Source organism: Microbacterium testaceum (assembly GCF_029761935.1).
Lineage (GTDB): Bacteria > Actinomycetota > Actinomycetes > Actinomycetales > Microbacteriaceae > Microbacterium > Microbacterium testaceum_A.
On the sequence record NZ_CP121699.1, the window covers coordinates 2,038,764 to 2,056,708 of the forward strand.

Annotated in this window: 21 protein-coding genes and 1 pseudogene; 14 read left to right on the plus strand and 8 right to left on the minus strand. The window is 68.9% G+C overall.

Translation table 11 applies throughout. The features are described from left to right. The first annotated feature begins 3 nt into the window (after positions 1-3). From QBE02_RS09850 to QBE02_RS09860, 3 genes are all read left to right on the plus strand, one after another. Entirely contained in the window at positions 4-489 is a 486-nt protein-coding gene (locus QBE02_RS09850; protein ID WP_279365568.1) for a hypothetical protein, read from the plus strand. A 16-nt stretch (positions 490-505) separates the two neighbouring features. Beyond that, the gene (locus QBE02_RS09855) at positions 506-790 is read left to right on the plus strand and encodes a WXG100 family type VII secretion target (RefSeq protein WP_279365569.1); all 285 of its coding nucleotides are present in this window, start codon (positions 506-508) and stop codon (positions 788-790) included. Between the two features lie 134 nt (positions 791-924). Continuing rightward, complete coding sequence (locus QBE02_RS09860) at positions 925-1,344, plus strand: hypothetical protein (RefSeq protein WP_279365570.1); 420 nt, start codon at positions 925-927, stop codon at positions 1,342-1,344. A 125-nt stretch (positions 1,345-1,469) separates the two neighbouring features. On the opposite strand, the gene QBE02_RS09865 is transcribed toward QBE02_RS09860, so the two are convergent. Together QBE02_RS09865 and QBE02_RS09870 are read right to left on the minus strand one after the other, a co-directional pair. Next, entirely contained in the window at positions 1,470-2,543 is a 1,074-nt protein-coding gene (locus QBE02_RS09865; RefSeq protein WP_279365571.1) for a DUF4241 domain-containing protein, read from the minus strand. 9 nt (positions 2,544-2,552) lie between these two features. Continuing rightward, positions 2,553-3,302 (minus strand): DUF429 domain-containing protein, encoded by a 750-nt coding sequence (locus QBE02_RS09870; protein ID WP_279365572.1) that lies wholly within the window; start codon positions 3,300-3,302, stop codon positions 2,553-2,555. 81 nt (positions 3,303-3,383) lie between these two features. On the opposite strand from QBE02_RS09870, the gene QBE02_RS09875 reads away from it, so the two are divergent. Next, positions 3,384-3,755: a hypothetical protein gene (locus QBE02_RS09875; protein ID WP_056225328.1), complete on the plus strand. Its 372-nt coding sequence runs from the start codon at positions 3,384-3,386 to the stop codon at positions 3,753-3,755. 4 nt (positions 3,756-3,759) lie between these two features. On the opposite strand, the gene QBE02_RS09880 is transcribed toward QBE02_RS09875, so the two are convergent. Further along, entirely contained in the window at positions 3,760-4,842 is a 1,083-nt protein-coding gene (locus tag QBE02_RS09880; protein WP_279365573.1) for a citrate synthase, read from the minus strand. Positions 4,843-4,894: 52 nt separating this feature from the next. Between QBE02_RS09880 and QBE02_RS09885 the strand changes: the two genes are divergently transcribed. From QBE02_RS09885 to QBE02_RS09905, 5 genes are all read left to right on the plus strand, one after another. Further along, positions 4,895-6,076, plus strand: coding sequence for a citrate synthase (locus tag QBE02_RS09885; RefSeq protein ID WP_279365574.1), 1,182 nt, complete (start codon positions 4,895-4,897; stop codon positions 6,074-6,076). A 121-nt stretch (positions 6,077-6,197) separates the two neighbouring features. Beyond that, positions 6,198-6,413 carry a hypothetical protein gene (locus QBE02_RS09890; RefSeq protein ID WP_279365575.1) on the plus strand — a complete coding sequence of 72 codons (216 nt, stop codon included), beginning with the start codon at positions 6,198-6,200 and terminating at the stop codon, positions 6,411-6,413. Positions 6,414-6,864: 451 nt separating this feature from the next. Continuing rightward, entirely contained in the window at positions 6,865-7,098 is a 234-nt protein-coding gene (locus QBE02_RS09895) for a hypothetical protein (RefSeq protein WP_279365576.1), read from the plus strand. After that, positions 7,095-8,279, plus strand: a complete 1,185-nt coding sequence (locus QBE02_RS09900) for a hypothetical protein (RefSeq protein ID WP_279365577.1) — start codon at positions 7,095-7,097, stop codon at positions 8,277-8,279. Before QBE02_RS09895 ends, QBE02_RS09900 begins: the two co-directional genes overlap by 4 nt. A gap of 96 nt (positions 8,280-8,375) precedes the next feature. Next, positions 8,376-8,765: a hypothetical protein gene (locus tag QBE02_RS09905; RefSeq protein WP_279367912.1), complete on the plus strand. Its 390-nt coding sequence runs from the start codon at positions 8,376-8,378 to the stop codon at positions 8,763-8,765. Between the two features lie 265 nt (positions 8,766-9,030). Here the strand turns inward: QBE02_RS09905 and QBE02_RS16200 are convergent. From QBE02_RS16200 to QBE02_RS09925, 4 genes and pseudogenes are all read right to left on the minus strand, one after another. Next, a pseudogene (locus QBE02_RS16200) lies at positions 9,031-9,369 on the minus strand (hypothetical protein); the annotation flags it as partial. Beyond that, the gene (locus tag QBE02_RS09915; protein ID WP_279365578.1) at positions 9,290-10,117 is read right to left on the minus strand and encodes an NTP transferase domain-containing protein; all 828 of its coding nucleotides are present in this window, start codon (positions 10,115-10,117) and stop codon (positions 9,290-9,292) included. The pseudogene QBE02_RS16200 and the gene QBE02_RS09915, both read right to left, overlap by 80 nt. Continuing rightward, positions 10,114-11,310, minus strand: coding sequence for a molybdopterin molybdotransferase MoeA (locus tag QBE02_RS09920; RefSeq protein ID WP_279365579.1), 1,197 nt, complete (start codon positions 11,308-11,310; stop codon positions 10,114-10,116). The genes QBE02_RS09915 and QBE02_RS09920 overlap by 4 nt, the downstream gene beginning before the upstream one ends. Positions 11,311-11,359: 49 nt before the next feature. Further along, complete coding sequence (locus tag QBE02_RS09925) at positions 11,360-11,818, minus strand: GNAT family N-acetyltransferase (RefSeq protein ID WP_279365580.1); 459 nt, start codon at positions 11,816-11,818, stop codon at positions 11,360-11,362. Between the two features lie 98 nt (positions 11,819-11,916). Between QBE02_RS09925 and QBE02_RS09930 the strand changes: the two genes are divergently transcribed. The 5 genes from QBE02_RS09930 (at position 11,917) to QBE02_RS09950 (ending at position 16,247) form a co-directional block, all read left to right on the plus strand. Further along, positions 11,917-12,162, plus strand: a complete 246-nt coding sequence (locus QBE02_RS09930; protein ID WP_279365581.1) for a hypothetical protein — start codon at positions 11,917-11,919, stop codon at positions 12,160-12,162. A gap of 22 nt (positions 12,163-12,184) precedes the next feature. Continuing rightward, positions 12,185-12,679, plus strand: a complete 495-nt coding sequence (locus tag QBE02_RS09935; protein WP_279365582.1) for a DUF1990 family protein — start codon at positions 12,185-12,187, stop codon at positions 12,677-12,679. A 340-nt stretch (positions 12,680-13,019) separates the two neighbouring features. Next, a complete protein-coding gene (locus QBE02_RS09940; protein WP_322476327.1) occupies positions 13,020-13,916 on the plus strand; it encodes a carbohydrate ABC transporter permease in 897 nt (298 codons plus the stop codon). After that, the gene (locus QBE02_RS09945; protein WP_279365584.1) at positions 13,916-14,857 is read left to right on the plus strand and encodes a carbohydrate ABC transporter permease; all 942 of its coding nucleotides are present in this window, start codon (positions 13,916-13,918) and stop codon (positions 14,855-14,857) included. Before QBE02_RS09940 ends, QBE02_RS09945 begins: the two co-directional genes overlap by 1 nt. A gap of 28 nt (positions 14,858-14,885) precedes the next feature. Continuing rightward, positions 14,886-16,247, plus strand: a complete 1,362-nt coding sequence (locus QBE02_RS09950) for an ABC transporter substrate-binding protein (protein ID WP_279365585.1) — start codon at positions 14,886-14,888, stop codon at positions 16,245-16,247. Positions 16,248-16,256: 9 nt separating this feature from the next. Here QBE02_RS09950 and QBE02_RS09955 read toward each other — a convergent pair whose 3' ends face one another. After that, a complete protein-coding gene (locus QBE02_RS09955) occupies positions 16,257-17,819 on the minus strand; it encodes a putative Ig domain-containing protein (protein ID WP_279365586.1) in 1,563 nt (520 codons plus the stop codon). Positions 17,820-17,945 lie beyond the last annotated feature (126 nt).

A 17,945-nucleotide genomic window follows, 5' to 3' on the forward strand; every position in this document is an offset into this window, starting at 1 on the left:
GCGGTGCTCGTGGCCACGGCCCTCATCGGAGCGCTCGGTGGCTGCTCGACGACGACGAATGGGGGCACGGTGGACGAGACTTTGGACGTGCATGGCGCGAAGGCGGTTGCACAATCGATGGAGAACGAATTGGCCGACTACGTGCCTGCCAGCGGTGTGTCTTCAGTGGAGCAGCTCGACAAAGGCGTCCTCATCACCTGTGGACTTGACGGCGTGTTCCAGTGGACGGGACACAAGTATTTGACCCTTTCCCGTCCGGTGGATGTGCGGCAGACGGTCGACGAGATCGAGCAGAGGTTCGCCAAGAGATCGCCTTTCGCGTCGCGAGTCGAGATGACGCAAGACGGTGTACCTCGGGCACGGGTGGTCGGCCCGGCGGGCTCTTCGTATTCGCTCACTCTCAGCGTCGATCGCTCGCGCATCGAGATCTTCTCCTTCTCACCGTGCTTCCGGCTGCCCGACGACATGAGCCCGTTCGCGGCGTATTGAAAGGGAGAGAATGCTCATGCAGATCAAGCTCGACCCCGCGAAGCACCTGTCATTTCTCGACGAGATCAACGCGAGCATCTCGGCGATAGACGGTGAGTTGAACCGCCTCGATACTTCCGTGAAGACGCTGCAGTCGGCCTGGTCCGGAGAAGCGCGCGACGCCTATCGCATCGCGCAGTCGGAGTGGTCCCGTTCAATGCGCGAGGTTCGCGCGGTGCTCGATCGTGCACGCGAGGGGGCGGCGGACGCGGGACGTAAGGTGCGGGCCGCCGACGACGGTGTTCGCGGACTCTGGGACTGACGCATCAGCCAGCAGGCCCCGAAAGACGCGTTTCGAAAGGTGATTCAGTGAGACGAGGACTCAGCCCCCTGATCCTGGCTCTGGTCCTCATCGGTGCGCTCAGCGGGTGCGCAACAGCGGCGAGTGGGGCCGCGGTGGACGAGACCTTGGACGTGTACGGCGCGAAGGCGGTCGCGCAGTCGATGGAGAACGAGCTAGCGGGCTACGTCCCTGCGAGCAGCGTGGCCTCGTCAGAGCAACTCGATGAGGGCATCCTCTGGAGCTGCGGCGCTGAAAGCATCTATCAATGGACCGGACACAACTACGTGACCCTCTCCGCCCCGGTCGACGACAAGAAAATCGTGGACGAGGTGGTGGCACGATTCGCTGACAGGCCCCCATTCATGGCGCTGGCCGACACGACTCACGACGGCGCACCCTCCGCGGTTGTCGTCGGGCCCGCAGGCTCGTCTTACTCGCTTACCCTCAGCTTCGATCGCTCCCGCATCGAGATCTTGTCCTTCTCACCATGCTTCCGACTGCCCGATGACATGAGCCCGTTCGCAGATTATTGAGTGGGCAGGTTCTCGGAGGCTCTGCGACGAAGCCCTCAGCCTCGGCACCCTCACTCCACCCTGCCCCGAGGACCACACACTGACGGCCGCGCAGAGCGCCCACCCGCAGGATCACGGCCCTGATGTCACAGGTGCCGCCAGTTCCCCTCGTCATCCGCGGTGACGAGCACCAGGAAGTCGACGACGAGCTGGGCGACCGCACCCGTCTCGTCGAGCCCCCAGTACACCGGGTACTGACCGTCGCCGTACCCGGACTCCGCGACGATCCCCACGTCGCGGGAGCCGAGCGCGACCTCCTGCACGCTCGGTGACGGCGCGTACATGTAGTCCGTGAACGCCGCCGCCTTGGCCCGGCGGCTCATCGTCGCGTACGCGGGCAGGTCGACGATGCAGACGGAGCCGGCGTCGACGCCGAAGAAGTGCCCCGGTCCGGACGGCAGATCGGCGGGATGCCAGGTCACCGGCATCCGTTCGCTGAAGCGCACCCGCAGGGCGGCGTTGCGACCGAACCCGGTCACCCGCTCGACCGGGTATGAGCCCGGGGCCACGCTGCGGGCGAGGGGGCGCGCGTCGTCGTTGTCGTAGCCGAAGTCGAGCACCGCGAGCACACCCGATGAGGTGACGAGTGTTCCCGCCGGCGAGACGCGCACCTCTGATGGTTCCTGGCTGCGCCGGTGGACGACCGTGCGCTCGGTGAAGTTGCGGACCTCGTCGAGGCCGCTCTGCTCGACGGGCACGTCGTCGAGGCGAGCGTCCGGCGTCGCGTCGGCGGCGAGGGCGTGTGCCTGCTCCGCACCCGAGAACGGGGTCCGCGGATCGTCGAAGTGCTGCTCGATCGCGGTGATCTTCCACCCGCGCCCGTCGCGCTCGAGAACGTACTCGTGCTTCTTGCGCGTCTGCGATTCGAACACCTCGGTCAGCACGAACGCGCGGTCGCCCTCGACCTCCGACCGCACGATCCGTTCGACGGCCACCCCGTACTGCGGCGGCGTCCCGAATGACGAGTCCAGGCGAACGCGGTCTCCCCCGACGTGATCTCGCATCAAAGGAATCGTGAGATCCCGCCACTCGGCGAACGCATCACGCCTCGTGGCACGGTCCTCGAAAGCGGGCGCCGCCCGCCGCCACTGCGCGTCGTAGTCCTCGAGAAAGCGCTGCACGCGCTTCTCGGCCGCCTTCGCTCCGCGATCGCCCCACATGCCGCCAGCCTAGATCGACGCCAGGGCCTCGAACGGTCCGTCCGGCAACACGACCCACCCCTCGCGTCGGGCGACGGAGAGCTTCTCGGATGCCGGTCGCTCGAAGGCCCCGAGAGCCCCGGCGCGCGTGGCGAGAGCGGCGATGACGGCGTCGAAAGCGTCGGCCTTCGCGATGGCGAGGTCGTCGAACGCTCCGAGGTCGAGCCACGGCGCGCGCCGGGTCAGTGCGTCGAGCAGGACGGCCCGGCGGGTGGCATCCACTCGGTATCCGGTCGTGTCGAAGCCCCACAGGCGCAGCGACCCACCGGGGTAGACCTCGAACAGGCGCCCCTCGCCGGCGCGGTCGACGGGAAATCCCGCTGCGGCCAGGCGGCGCAGCAGGCCCGCGCCACGCAGAGCGGTGACCCCCAACCGGTCGGTCGAGACGCTCAGCGGCCAGCGGCCGATGCGCTCGCGCACGACGTGGTCGGTGTGGCGGTAGACAAGCGTGCGGCGCCAGTCGGCTCCCCCGTCGACCGGCCCGAGCCGCGGGTCGACGTCGGAGTGGTGGGCCTGCACGAAATCGACGAACGCGTCGGGCCAACCGAGCGGGCAATCGACGCCGAGCCAGGCCTCGCCGGCCGAGACGGACGCCACGATGTCGGCATCCTGCATCCCGATCTCGAGCCGCGTCAGCCGCGCCGTACCGCCCGACCAGACGATCTCGGCGAGAGCGGTGCCGGGGGCTCCCGCGGCGAGGTCGACTCCGACGGTTCTCACCCCACGAGCCTAGGTGTCGTGGCGGGACGCGCGGCCCGTCAAGACCTGCCGAATGCAGCCGCGACCTGGGAGGATCGAGGCATGGCAGATGACGACCTCCCCGATTCGCTCGAACCGGCCGTCGACATCCCGCCGCGCGAAGAGCCGCCGGCACCCCCGACGCCGAAGGGCGATCTCCGCGCCGTGTCGATCGTCGCGATCGTCACCGGCGTGATCGTCATCGCCTGGTACCTCTTCATCGCCACGGCGAGCGCGATCGCCGAAATCGACAACCTCCCGTTCATCCAGATCGGCATGTGGGTGCTCGCGGTGGTCTCGTTCGTGTGCGGAATCCTGAGCCTGAACGCGCGCATGGCGCGCGAGCTCGCCGCCGCGGGGTTCATCGCCGGGGTCGCCGCGGGTCTGCTGTCGGTGACGATCGGTCTGTTCAGCGGTCTCGAGCTGCTGGGCTGACGGCTCAGCCCCTGAACGATGGCCCCACGTACCGCGCCGCCGGGCGGATGATCTTCGGGTCGGCCGCCTGCTCGAGCACGTGCGCGGTCCAGCCGATCGTGCGGGCGAGGGCGAAGGTGGGCGTGAACATCGCGCGCGGGATGCCGCACTGCTCCATCACCACGGCCGCGTAGAACTCGACGTTGGCGTGCAGCGGGCGCTCGGGGCGTCGCTCCGCGAGTTGCCGCTCCGCCTCGCGTTGGAAAGCGAGCGCCTGGGCGACGCGATCTCCTCCGAGTCGTTCGGCAACGCCGCGGAGCAGCTCGGAGCGCGGGTCGCTCGTGCGGTACACCGCGTGCCCGAAGCCCATCAGACGCCGTCCCTCGGCGAGCTCCCCCGCGATCCAGGCGGTCGGGTCGTCGCCCGCGCGGTCGAGGCTGTCGAGGGCGCGGGCCGGAGCCCCGCCGTGCAGGGGCCCCGCCAGCGCCCCGAGCGCGCCGGACAGGCATGAGGCCATGTCGGCCCCGGTCGAGGCGATCACGCGGGCCGTGAAGGTCGAGGCGTTGAAACCGTGGTCCATCGCCGCGACGAGGTAGGCCGACAGTGCGCGCACGTGCTCCTCGTCGGGCTCGCGGCCGGTCACCCGCTCGAGGTAGTCGGCGACGACCCCCCGGCCGCTCGGACTCCCGGGAGCCAGCGCGAGCGGCGTCATCGCGGCGAACGTGATCGCCTCGTCGAGCCGCGCGGCGGGAGCGAGGTCGTACAGCGGCGCGGAGGAGCGGGCGGATGCCGTGAGCGTCCACACCGCGCGCAGCGCCGCGAGGGGCTGGTCGGTGCGGGCCGTAACCGCGGCGACCAGATCGGGCAGGGCCGGATCGGACTGGGCGGATGAGACGCGCGCGGCGAAGGCGGCCCGGGTCGCGGCATCCGGGAGCTCTCCGACAACCAGTAGGTGCCAGACATCCTCGAACGACCGGGTGCGCGCGAGGTCGACGGCGGAGAGGCCTCGGTAGTGGTAGACGCCGGCGTCGCCGTCGACATCGCTGATGGTCGTCTCGGCCGCGACGACGCCGTTCAGGCCGCGGGGCACATCGATCAGGTCGCTCATGCGCTCAGTGTGCGAACATGACGACGATAGCGTCAACGTTGATCGGATCAAGATGAGCGCGCCTCTCCCCCGTCTCTCCGCCGCTCAGGTGGCCGCCCGCCTCGGCGTCAAACCCGAGACCGTGTACGCCTACGTGTCGCGGGGCCTCCTTCCCCGCGAGCGCGACGCCCGCGGCTCGACCTTCGACGCACTCGAGGTGGAGGCCTTCGCCGCCGGTCGCCGTCGCGCGGCCGTCCGGACGCCCACCCACCCCACGACCGGCATGCCCCTCGGGGTCGTGCAGACCGACGTGGCCGATATCGAAGACGACGAGCTGCTCTACCGGGGGCGGCGTACCCGCGACCTGATCCCTCAGCCGTTCGCCGAGGTCGTCGCCTGGCTGTGGAACGCGGAGCGCATCGACGCCCCCGACCCCGCGATCGGCAGCGCCCGCGCGATGGTCGAGGCGCTCCCGTTCCCGGCCGGATCGATGGATCGTCTACGCGCCGCTCTCACCGGATTCGCCGCCGACGACCCCCTGCGTTACGACGCCTCGGCGGGCACCGCCCACCGCATCGGCTGGACCCTTCTCACGGGCCTGCCCATCGCCCTCGGCGGGCGCCCGCACGCCGATCTCGCGCGTTCGCTCACGAGCACGTGGACCGCGACCGCCGACGACGCGACGATCACCGCCGTCAACGCCGCGCTGGTCCTCGCCATCGACCACGACCTGGCGGTCTCGACGTTCGCCGCGCGTGTCGCGGCCTCGGCGCGCGCCGACGGCTACGCCGCCGTCAGCGCTGCGCTCGGCGCGGCCGATTCCCCGCTGCACATCTCCGCCGCGACCCGCACAGCGCGACTGCTCACGCGGGTGAACCGCGGTCAGGAACCCGAGCGGGCACTGACCGACGCGCTTCAGGAGGGCAACGGCATCCCGGGCTTCGGCCATCCGCTCTACACCGGGGGCGACGACCGGGCCGCGGCACTGTTCCCCCTTCTGGCCGGGTTGCCCGACGGAGACCGGACGATGGATGCCGTGCGCCGGTTGTCCGAGGTCGTCGCCGCCCGGACGGGGTTGCTGCCCAACGTGGACCTCGCGCTGGCGGCGCTGGTTTCGGGCGCCCGCCTGCCCGACGATGCCGCGAGCACGATCTTCGTGCTGGGGCGGATCGCGGGATGGATCGCGCACATCGCCGCGGAGTACGCCGAACCCGCGATGCGACTGCGCCCGCGCGGGGAGTACGTGGGGCCGTGAGTCTTGAATCTGGCTATGTGCCTGGCTAGCTTCCCCCCATGATGTACGACGTCCTGGAGGCGCGGAACGGGGCGCGAGCGGCGTCGGACCCTCGACGTACTGGGTCGACGTGATCGCGGTCATGCCGGAGTCCGAGATCGACGTGTATCGATCGACCGCGGACCTCGTCACGGTCGATCCGCCCGCCCTCGTCGGAGACCTCGCGCCGAGACTTCCGACCGGCCCGTTCGAAGGGGGGCCGGGGCTCGACGACCTGTTCTCGTCGGGCGGCCACGGGGCGACCGTGGCCATCGACCCGCAGACGCGCACGGTGGTGCTGTCGGGGGTCTTCGGCTGACCCTCAGTCCCTCGCCGCACCGACGAGCCGGGAAGACGCTGCTCAACCCCTCGGGCGTCCCCGGCCAGTGGCGCTCGATGGCCGGCATCCCGGGCATGACGGATGGCGAAGCCCAGCGCGACCAGGACATCCAAAGCAAGACGGGCACACCACTGGTGTCCGATATTCGCCGCGACGTTGTCGTCGACGTACGTCATCAAGACATCGCCCGTCGACGATCCTTCCGTTTCGCTCCCACCACAGCGTCAGCCTCCGGAGATCGGATCTGTCACCCGTGAGACTTTCAATTTCACCCTGTAGAGAACCTCCTATGTGGCGAGTCGACGGGGATACAGTTGGTTCCAAATCCGCGTGATCAAAGCCAGGGGGGCTGGAAATGATCTCAGTAGACGCCGATCGGGTGATGCACGTCGTCAATCAGACACGGGCGGTCGGGGAAGACTTGACGCCTATGGCGTTCGCCGAGCGGCCCCGGAGGAGTGCGCTGGCAGCCACCTTCGATCGAGCTCAGTCACAGGCAGAGCGAGCCGCGCACCGGGCTATGAAGCTGTCTTCGAGCCTTTCCGAACAGCTGGCCGGCAATTTGCTTTCGGCGGCCACGGATATCGCAGGATTCGACGACCAGTCGGCTCAAACCATTCGCGCCATCCATGCAGACCATCTCGAGATCGGCAAGACCCTGTGACCGGACACTGGGAGCAACTCCTCACCGAGTTCGCCGAGAGCTCCTCGTATGCCGGTCACGACGCGTTCGGCGCCTACTCTTCGCTGTGGGAGAACGCTGCGGGCGTTCATCGGGCGTGTGTCGGCGATCCCGGCATTCGAGGGGTTTCTGGCGACGCTGCCGCGGCGGCCATGAGCAATTTTTCGCAGTTCTCCTCCTCGCTATCGGCTGCAGCGAAGCGCGCTTCGGGGTTGCTGTCCGAGGCGGAGGATGTCAGATCCAGCGCGCTGAGGGCACTGGATCTGCTCCCGTCAGCGACCCCGCCAGACGCCCTGCGAGACGCCGCTGCATCTGCGGGACTCGACAGTGTCCTTGCCGACGCGTTCGCGATGCGGCGCGAATGGGCTGCCAAACACTCTGCCCAAGACGCGTCGGCACAGCTCACCACTCTGGGATCGCAAATGTCCGAGGTTGCAGCGATCTTCGCCGATTCGCCTGACGGCGATGGGTCGGCCGCGGGGACAGTGACATCTGATGGAAGGTTTCGGATCGGTCCACCCCAGCAGCCGAGCTACACGTGGGATGAAGACTTTATCTACGGCTCGGAGAGCGCGGACTTTGATGATTTTTTGAGCTCGGAGAAATGGAAAACCAAACTGGCGGGGGCTCGACTGCTCCGGCCAGACCTTTCGGACGCAACCGAGGCGTACTCCCACTATTGGAGCAACACGGGCGACGATTGGCAATTCGATTACGAGAAGGCGTACCTAGACGACAGCGGCGTACGGGCAGATGTTGACCAGCAGATTGCGGCTGCGCGGCAAGCGGCCGAAGAACTCATCGGAAGCGGGAACTCTTCCTTCTCTTTCACGGGGCAGCCCAGCGTAACCGCTCATTACCCCACCACCGAGAACTGGCAAAAGGCAATCGGCGGTCATCAGCAGTGGCCAAGCGGCGATGTCGTGGTCAATGGCAACACCGCCACAATGACAGTCACGGTGCACGCCGATGACCACTACAACTTCAACCGAGGTCAGGCAGACATAGCGTCGGATGCCCCGGATGACGAGAACGGTCGATTCACAGAGATTGGCTGGGCGAAACCCTTCGACAGCAGCGGTAGCGTCACAAGAACCGTCACCTGGACGGTCGGCGACCCCTCGACCGTGACCGTTTCACCATCACCAAACGAAGGTCGATAAATGATGCGTCGATACGTCGCCGCCGTTATTCTCGCGGTCACACTCGCGAGCGCGACGGGCTGTGCGCCTACGTCACACCAACCCAGGGGGAACGACATGACAAGCCGCTCAGCGGAAAAGCAGGGCGATGGCACCCTGCGCACCGACCTCGAGCCAATCGCAAAGCGCTACCCGCAGCTCGCGGCGGCAGAGTCCATCAAATGGATGGGCGGCACGACAGGCTCGTCTGACGTCGGGCCGACGACATATTGGGTCGACGTTGTTGCAGTCATTCCGCAATCCGAGGTTGAGGCGCTGCGAGCACTGGGCGATCTCAGCTCAGTTCCTGCTCCAGAGGTTGTCTCAGGGATGCGGGCCGAGCTACCGGCCGGCCCCTTCGAAGGTGGCCCCGCGCTCGACGAGCTCTTCTCCGCGTCGGGCCACAACGCAACGGTCGCTCTGGACCCCCGCGCTCGGACAATCGTGCTGTCCGGGCTTTTCGAGTGACAGTAAACAATTTTCGACGGGAGACACCCCACCCGGGAGCCGCCATCGACCCGCAGACGCGCACGGTGGTGCTGTCGGGGGTCTTCGGCTGACCCTCAGTCCCTCGCCGCACCGACGAGCCGGGAAGACGCTGCTCAACCCCTCGGGCGTCCCCGGCCAGTGGCGCTCGATGGCCGGCATCCCGGGCATGACGGATGGCGAATCCCAGCGCGATCGCGACCACGACCGCGTCGTCGGCGTAGCCGATCATCGGCAGGAAGTCGGGCACGAGGTCGATCGGCGAGAGCAGGTAGGCGAGTAATCCGATGAGCCACCATCGCGTCGCCCGCGGCACGGCCGGATCGACGGCGAGGCGGCGCACCAGGCGGATCACATCGGGCGCCAGGCGCAGCACGGCCCGCCGGTCGATGTCGCCACCCGAGCGTCGTTGCTGCCACCACAGCACGGCGATGAGCGCTACCCACACGAGCGCGAAGCCCGCCACGGGGCGCGGGGCGACGATCAGCAGCTGGGGAGTAGCCCGCTCAGTCGTTCTTCCACCCGCGGGCCATCTCGACGACCGCGGCGACAGCGGCCTCGGTATCGGCGGGTGAGCCACCGGCACGACCGGCGACCAGACCCGCGACGAAGGCGCTGAGCGGCGCGGCCGGCCGGGCCACCCCGTTCGCGACATCACGAGCGAGATCGAGGATCAACGAGATGGGGATGTCGCCCTCGGCCAGGCCGAAGCGCTCCGCGAGCGCGGCGCTCCAGTCGTTCAGCGCCTCGGGCGGCAGGGTGCGGGAATCGGTCATGGCTCCTCCTCGGGCTATCCGGAGATCGTCCCACGTGTCGATGTCGCGCGTCAGGGACGCGTCCGCGGCGATCGCGGCGATGCGCAGTCGGCCCAGCAACGCGCGCATCGAGGCGTCGCGCCCCTTCTCGGGGAGGCCGGATGCCGCCTCCCGCAGCGCCGCGGCACGGTAGCGACCGATGAGCCACTGTCGGCGGCCATCGTCCAGGCAAGCGCCGTCGATGTCCGGGGCCAGCTCGTCGGGCAAGAGACCGACCGCAGCGCGAGCGGTCGGCAGGTCGCACGCGAGCACGAAGACCTCGTCGGCGCGTACGCGGGTCAGGGCGGCGACGATGGCCGCGACCGGTCCACCGAAGGGCGGGTCTTCGCGCACCCACTCGACGTCGAGGTCGTCGGCGAGCGCGGGTGCGGCCACGACGATCCGTTGCGCACCACGGGAGCGCACGGCCCCGGTCGCCGCGTCCAGCAGGGTGGTTCCGTGCACCTCGAACAACGGCTTCGTCGCCCCGTCGACGCGCGAGGCGCGTCCACCGGCGAGCAGGATCGCGTCCACGCTCACCACAGCAGCACCTCGACGGGATCTCCCGCGCCGGTCGCGCGCGTCCCCGGGGGGATCACGGCGAGGCCGTTCGCCTCTCCGAAGCCGCGCGTACCGCGTTCGACCGGCTCGGCCACCGGGAACGCCGGGTCTGACCGGTCGATCCGAACGGGCACGTACTGCGCCCGCTCGGGCCGCGCGCGCCACTCGGCGGCGAACGGCACGACGGCACGCGAGCGGCCGATTTCACGATCACCCTCGAGCGCGCGCAGGGCGGGACGCACGAAGAGCTCGAACGACACCGCCGCGCTCACCGGGTTGCCCGGCAGTCCGAACAGCAGCGTCCCCGCCTCGGAACGACCGAAGCCCTGCGGCTTGCCCGGCTGCATGCGCACCGGCTCGAACCGCATGAGATCGCCGAGGGTGTTCTTGACGACCTCGTAGGCGCCCGCGCTCACCCCGCCCGAGAACACGACGACGTCGGCGCCCGCGGCTTCGGCGGCGGTGATCGCCCGGCGCGGGCCGTCACCGCTGTCGTCGACACTGGTGCGCAAGACGACCTCGGCCCCCGCCTCTTCGGCGAGGCCGGCGAGCAGCAGACTGTTCGACTCGGGAATCTGCCCGCGTCGCAGCGGTGTTCCCGCCGGTCGCAGCTCGGATCCCGTCGACACGATGGCGATCCGTGCAGCGCGAGCGACCGAGACGGTCCCGACCCCGGATGCCGCGATCGCACCGACCCGACCGGCGGTGAGCCGTACCCCGGCGGCGACGACGAGGGACCCCTCCCGCACGTCGGACCCGCGACGACGGATATGCGCGCCGGGTCCGCGGGGCACCATGAGCACCGTCACCGGACCGAGTCCGCCCGCGAGCCCGTCGGCGGTGTCTTCGAACGGCACCACGGCGGTCGCGTGCGTCGGCACGGGGGCTCCGGTCATGATGCGAGCCGCCTCGCCGGCCGCGATCGGCGGGTCGAGGTCGGCGCCTGCCGGCAGGTCGGCGACCACCCGCAGGGTCGTCGGCACGCCCGTGACGTCGTCTGCACGCACGGCGAAGCCGTCCATCGCGGAGCAATCGAACCCCGGCACGTCGACAGCGGCGTGCACGGCGACGCGCAGCACCCGGCCGCGCGCGGCCGCGACGTCACGTGGCTCGGGCTCGAGCGGCACGACCGTCTCGAGGATCGCGGCGAGGTGCTCGGCGACGTCGATCACGCGAGCGCACCGGGGACTGTCGACACCATGCCCTCAGCGTAAGCGCGCGTCAGAGGTTGTAGCGGTGCGGGATCGCGCCGTCCGTCTCCCGGTAGGGGACGAAGCCCATCGCCCGGTAGTAGGCCAGGGCGGGCTCGCTGTCGGCGCCGATCGTGGCATCGATGTGCCGCAGCCCCGCGGCGTGCGCCGCGGCGACCGATCGCGCGAAGAGGCTCCGCCCGATGCCGCTGCGCCCGAGGTCGGGGTGGATGTGCGTGCCGATGATGCCCCACCCCTCTTCGACCCCGTACGGGTTGCCGGGCCACGCCCGCTTGAGCGACTGAAAGCCGACGACCACGCCGTCTCGCACGGCGACGGTGCACGCGACGGAGTGCTCCGCGTCGAAGTATCGTTCCTCGACGAGAGCGGCGTCGACCGGCCACGACCGCAGGCCCGCGCGGTGGATGGCGTTCTGCACCTCGACCATCGCGTCGATGTCGTCGGGGCGAGCTTCGCGGAAGTCGATCATCGCGTCATCCTCGCATCCCCCTCCGACGCCGCCGCGCACCTCGTGTGCGGGCCGCGCAGCAGGACGCCCGCCGAGACCCCTTCATCTCATTCACTCGAATGGGTACCCTCGTTGTCGATCCCGAGTTTTCCCGCGTCGGTTGTGTGGAGGAGCACGAGAACGTGATGAAAACGTACGTCGCCAGAGCCGTGGACAAAGTCTTGAGCGAGAGGCCCCACGTCGAGGTCAGATTCACGTCGGCACTCCACCCGGCATGCCATTTCGAGAGCCCGACCGCCCTCTACCTGCACCCTGCTCACCGGGAGCTGATCGTCGGGATCCGCAAGACCCACCCGCCGCACTGACGGCCCCCGATAGCGTGAGGCCATGGGCGAGCTGACGTACGACGAGGTCGGCGCGACCGCCGGGCAGATGCCCGCGGGCTACCACCACGTGCGCGCCCGTCGCGTGATCGGTCGGGGCCCCGAGGACTTCGCCAGGGCAGCCGACGCCCTGCTCGCGGGAGAAGCGCAGCGCCGCGCCGGTGCGCGGATCGACCTGTCCGACACCCCGATGCGCACGGGCACGCGCGTGACGATGCGCCTGGGCGTCGGCATCCTGAGCTTCCGCATTCCGTGCCTCGTCGTGTGGGCCGACCGCACCGAGACCCTCGCGGGTTTCGCCTATGGCACCCTGCCCGGTCACCCCGAACGCGGGGAAGAGCGGTTCACCCTGACCCTCACGCCATCTGGTGAGGTGGTGTTCGACATCGCCGCGTTCTCCTCGCCCGGGCGCTGGTTCACGCGTCTCGGTGCTCCCGTCGGCCGGCGGGTGCAGTCCTGGATGACGCGGCGGTACCTCCGCGCACTCGACGGGCGCTGACGCCGGCCCACCCTTGTGCGCGAGCACACGATCGTGCGATGTCACGTGGTCCGAGCCGCTTCTTTCCCGTGACCTCGCGCGAGGCGGGTGTCCTCGTGCCGGGGGACGCGGGTTATCCCACGTTCGCGCGCGCTTGGCAACGCCCTGGACCCCTTCTCCCCGCTTCTCGACCCTGGCGAAGCGCTTCTCGACGACGAAGGCGCACGCGAGAGGAGACCCCCATGAGCATCGAGACCACCGCCCCCGACCGGTTCTTCCGGTGACGCTCTCCCCCGCCCGGCCAAGAGACGACGACACCACCGATCCCTCCTCCGCGAAACGCCGCGTCCCGCGGCAGAAGGTGAAATACAACCGCCGCGAGGCCCTCGCCGGCTACCTGTTCATCTCGCCCTGGATCATCGGGTTCCTGATCTTCACCGCCGGGGCGATGATCTACAGCCTCGTCATCTCGTTCTCGAGCTACAACCTGGCAACGGGCGCCGCCCGGCCGGTCGGCACCTCGAACTATGCGCAGCTCTTCGAGGACCCGCGCGTCGCCGTCTCGCTCGGGAACACCCTGTTCTACGCGGTCATGGCCGTTCCGCTCGAGATCGCCTTCGCCCTGTTCCTCGCGCTGCTGCTCAGCCGGGTCGGCCGGGGCGCCGGCATCTTCCGCACCCTGTACTACCTGCCCAAGATGACGCCCGCCGTGGCGACCGCGGCGGTGTTCTTCCTGCTGCTGAACGGCAATTCCGGAGCGGTCAACCAGGCGCTCGGGGCCATCGGCATCCCGGGTCCGCAGTGGCTCGTCGATCCCGCATGGGTCAAGCCGAGCATCGTGATCATGGCACTGTGGACGGTCAGCGGCACGATGGTGATCTTCCTCGCCGCGATCAAGAACGTGCCCGTCGACCTGTACGAGGTCGCGCAGATCGACGGAGCAGGTCCCGTCCGCCGCTTCTTCTCCATCACCCTGCCGATGATCTCGGGCGCGATGTTCTTCAACGTCATCGTGCTGACGATCGCGGCGTTCCAGGTGTTCGACCAGGCCTACCTGCTGTTCTGGCGGGATCAGAGCAACGCCTCGCCCGAGGCATCCCTCTTCTACGCGATCTATCTCTTCCAGCAGGCGTTCCGGCAGTTCAACTTCGGGTTCGCCGCCGCGATGGCGTGGCTGCTGTTCGTGATCATCCTGCTCATCACCCTCGTGCAGGTGCGCCTCGGCAACCGCTTCGTCTACTACGAGGGGGACCGCTGATGACGAACACCCTGCAGACCCCGGGCGTCGCCCAGGCCCGCCCCGAGCTCACGGCCTCCGCCGCCGGGCCGTCCCGGTGGCGCCGGGCACTGAAGCAGCCGAAGACGCTCGCCGGCCGGGTCATCCTCGCCGGCGTGCTCGTGCTGTTCGCGCTGCTGTTCCTCTACCCCTTCGCGTGGCTGCTCGCCGCGAGCCTCAAGCCGCGCGGCGAGGTGTTCGACAACGCCCTCATTCCGAAGACCTTCCTCCCCGGCAACTACGTCGAGGTGTGGAACCAGCTGCCTTTGCTGAGCTGGATGTTCAACAGCGTGGCGATCGCCTTGCTCGCCGCGACCACCGTCGCCGTCATGAGTTCGATCGTCGCCTTCGGCTTCGCGTACTTCCGCTTCCCCGGCCGAGGACTGCTGTTCGGTCTCGTGCTCGCGACGATGATGCTGCCGGGCGCCGTGACGATGATCCCGATCTACCTCATCTGGAAAGAGACCGGGCTGCTCGGCACGTGGGTGCCGCTGTGGGGCATGAACCTCTTCGGCTCGGCCTTCTACATCTTCCTGCAGCGGCAATTCTTCCTCGGCGTCCCGCGCGAGCTCTTCGAGGCGGCACGGCTCGACGGCTGCAGCGCGTGGGGCCTGTTCTGGCGGATCGCCATGCCGTTGTCGATCCCGTCGTTCATCATCGTGTTCCTCTTCGAGTTCCAGGCGAGTTGGAACAACCTCCAGGCAGCGCTCATCTATCTGAACGCGGGCAGCGTCGAGGAGTTCACCGCGCCGCTGGGCATCGCGTACGCCATGACGAAATACAGCCCCAGCGCGGGCGGACAGGGCGACTACCAGTACGTGATGGTCGCCTCTCTTCTGGTGACCCTCCCGATGCTCATCATCTTCGCCTTCGGCCAGCGATATTTCGTCGAGGGCGTCGCCACCCAAGGCCGTAAGGGCTGAGATCCCCCCGTCTCGAAAGGACCCCATCATGCGCAAACGCTCCCTCGCCGGTGTCGCCGCGGTCGCGGCATCCGCGCTCCTTCTCACCTCCTGCAGCGGGAGCGACGACGATCCCGCCGCCGACGCCGACTTCTCCGCCGCACCGAGCGGCACCCTCGCCGCCTGGGGCTTCGAGAACGCCGACGACGTCGGGCAATCCCGTCTCGACTATGCCGCCGAACAACTGCCCGATGTCGAGGTGACCCTGGATGCCACGGCCTTCGACGCCCAGAAGTTCACGACGCGCATCGCCAGCGGCGACGTGCCCGATGTCGTGCAGATGGATCGCCGCTACGTCACAACGTATGCCGCTCAGGGATTGATCATGCCGCTGGACGCATGCTTCGAGGCGAAGGGCGTGGATCCGACCGAGCGCTGGTACCAGAACGTCGTCGACGACGTGACGTACCAGGATGCCGTCTACGCGGTCTCGCAGTTCTACCAGCCGCCCGCGATCCTGCTGAACATGAACGTGCTGAACGAGGCCGGCGTGACGCCCGAGCAGTTCGACACCTCCGACATGGACGGCCTCCTGGCCGCGATCAGCAAGATCTACCAGGCGTCGGGCAGCAACCCCACGCGACTCGGCCTCGACCCGGTTGCCACCGGACAGGGCGGCCTCTGGGTGCTCGGCATGGGCGGACAGCTGACCGACGCCGACGGGAAGCCCACCCTCGACGACCCGGCCAACGCCGCGGGTATCGACGCGCTCAAGCAGATCACCGATGCCCAGGGCGGCTACGCCGCCGTGAAGAGCTTCACCGACTCGTTCGACACCTTCGGCGACGCCAACCAGTTCGTGCAGAACCAGGTCGGCGCGCAGGTCGCGAACCAGTGGTACCCCAACGTGCTCGGCGCCTATCGCGACCGGATCTCGCTGAAGGCGGTTCCGTTCCGCGATGCCGACGGGAAGCCGTTCTCTCTCGCCTCGGGGACCGCGTTCGTGATCCCCGCCGGTGCGAAGAACCCCGCCGCGGCGTGTGCCTGGATGACCGACCTCACGTCGACGGACGCGTGGATGGCGGCCGGGACCGCACGCGCGGAGACCATATCGGGCAAAGGCGGGCTCAACACCGGCCTGTTCACCGGCTCACCCGAAGCCGACACGATGATCCGCGACCGATTCGTCGAGCCGACCGGCGACGCCGGCTTCGACCAGGTCATCTCGGCCTACTACGACGTCGTCCAGAGCGGGAAGTCGTTCGGCTCATCTCCGGCGGGGCAGGACATCCAGAACGAGCTGAACAACGCCATCACCGCTGTGCTGCTCGGCGACAAGACGACCGAGCAGGCCTTGGCCGACGCGCAGCAGGCCGCGCAACGCGCGTACGACAACGCCACGGCGAACTGACCGTCGAGATCAGCTGCGGCGACGCCGACGAGCGACCAGGGCGACCGCCCCGGCGAGCAGAAGAACCGCCCCCGTGATTGCCGCGACGATGACCGGGGTGCCGTCGACTCCCGTGACGGCGAGCCGCTTCGGGCCCGTGGACGCCGCCCGTGCCGGCGCTGAGGCGGGCGCCGATGACGACGGCGTCGTGCTCGACGTGGGGCTCGGCGACGACGCAGGGGCCGGCGCGGCGGAGATAGCGATCGTGTAGGGACGCGAGTCCGTGCCGCCGGGACCGGTGGCCTCGACGATGACCGTGAACGTGCCCGACTGCGTCGGCTGACCCGAGATGACCCCGCTGAGGGGGTCGAGAGTCAGCCCCGGCGGGAGGGTTCCGCCCACCACGGCGAACGTCAGAGGACCCGTACCCGTTGCCTGCACCGTCTGCGCGTACGGTTGATTCACCGTGCCGCCCGCGAGTGCCGGGGTCGTGATCCGCGGGGGCACCAGGCGCGCGAACACGATGTGCGTCATCGCCGGCTGCGTGGCCGTGCCGTCTTGCGTCGTCTGCGTGAAGACCACACCGGGCGGACCCGGCAGTACCGTCGCCGTCGGTGACGACGCCCGGGGGCTGGTCCCCGATGTCGCGGTCGGCACACCCGCGCCGATCAGGGTGAGTGATCCGGGTGCGCGCAACGGCCCGTTTCCGGGGGTGTATCCCGATCCGAGCGCCGCGCCGTTGAAACCCCCGCTGGCGGCGGTAGATGCGGTCAGTTCGCCCCCCGACATCGTGATGTTCGCGCCGGGACTGTCGATGACACCCCCGATTCCGGCGCCTTGCGTCGCGGTTGCGGTGATGACACCGCCGGTGATGGTGATGTTGCCGCCGGATGCGCCGGCCGCACCACCGATTCCCGGGCTCCCGCATGAGCCGTGGGCGGTGACGGTGCCTCCGGTGATCGTGATGTCCGCCGCGACGGTGTTGTACTCGCCGGCTCCGATGCCGGGGCCGCAGTCGTACGCCGTGGCGGTGATGTCTCCCCCGTTGATGGTGATCGACCCGCCTCCGGCATTCGAGAGGTTCGCACCCCCGATTCCCGCGCCGTCCCACACGGTGGAGACGTTGATCGTGCCGCCGTTGATGATGATCGTCCCGAGGTCGTCCCCGTTGTGAGCGCCGATCGCGGCCGACAGCGCTCCCCCGCTGATCGTGAGGGCGCCCCCGCCCGTGGCCTCGATGGTGAGCGTCTTGCCCGCGCTGACGTCGATGCCCGCGTCGGGAGAACTGGGGCCTCCGGGGTTGAGCACGCTGGTCAGAGAGTGACCGTTCAGATCGAAGATCACGTTCGACCCGACGGGCTGATTAAGGGACAGGTTGACCGTCGGTGACGCGGGGCTCGTGATGTCGGCCCCGAGGCAGATCACCGCCCCCGCCAGGGGGGCGTTCGCGAAAGCGTCCTGTAGGTCGACCCACGTCGTGGGGGTCGTGGTGCAGCTCGCGGCCGCCGCGGGCGACGCGCCGACGGCGACGCCGGACGCGATCAGGCCGACGGCCAGAGCACTGACGGATACCGTCGTGGCCAAACGCTTCATGAGCTCTCGATTCACAGGAAGGACCGCAGCGCGGAGGGATCACCGAGAGCGGACGCGGCCGCTGGCATTGCTGTCTCATCGCGTGATCGACTCCGGCTCACGGGCACCGAAGGGAAATGCTGCCCA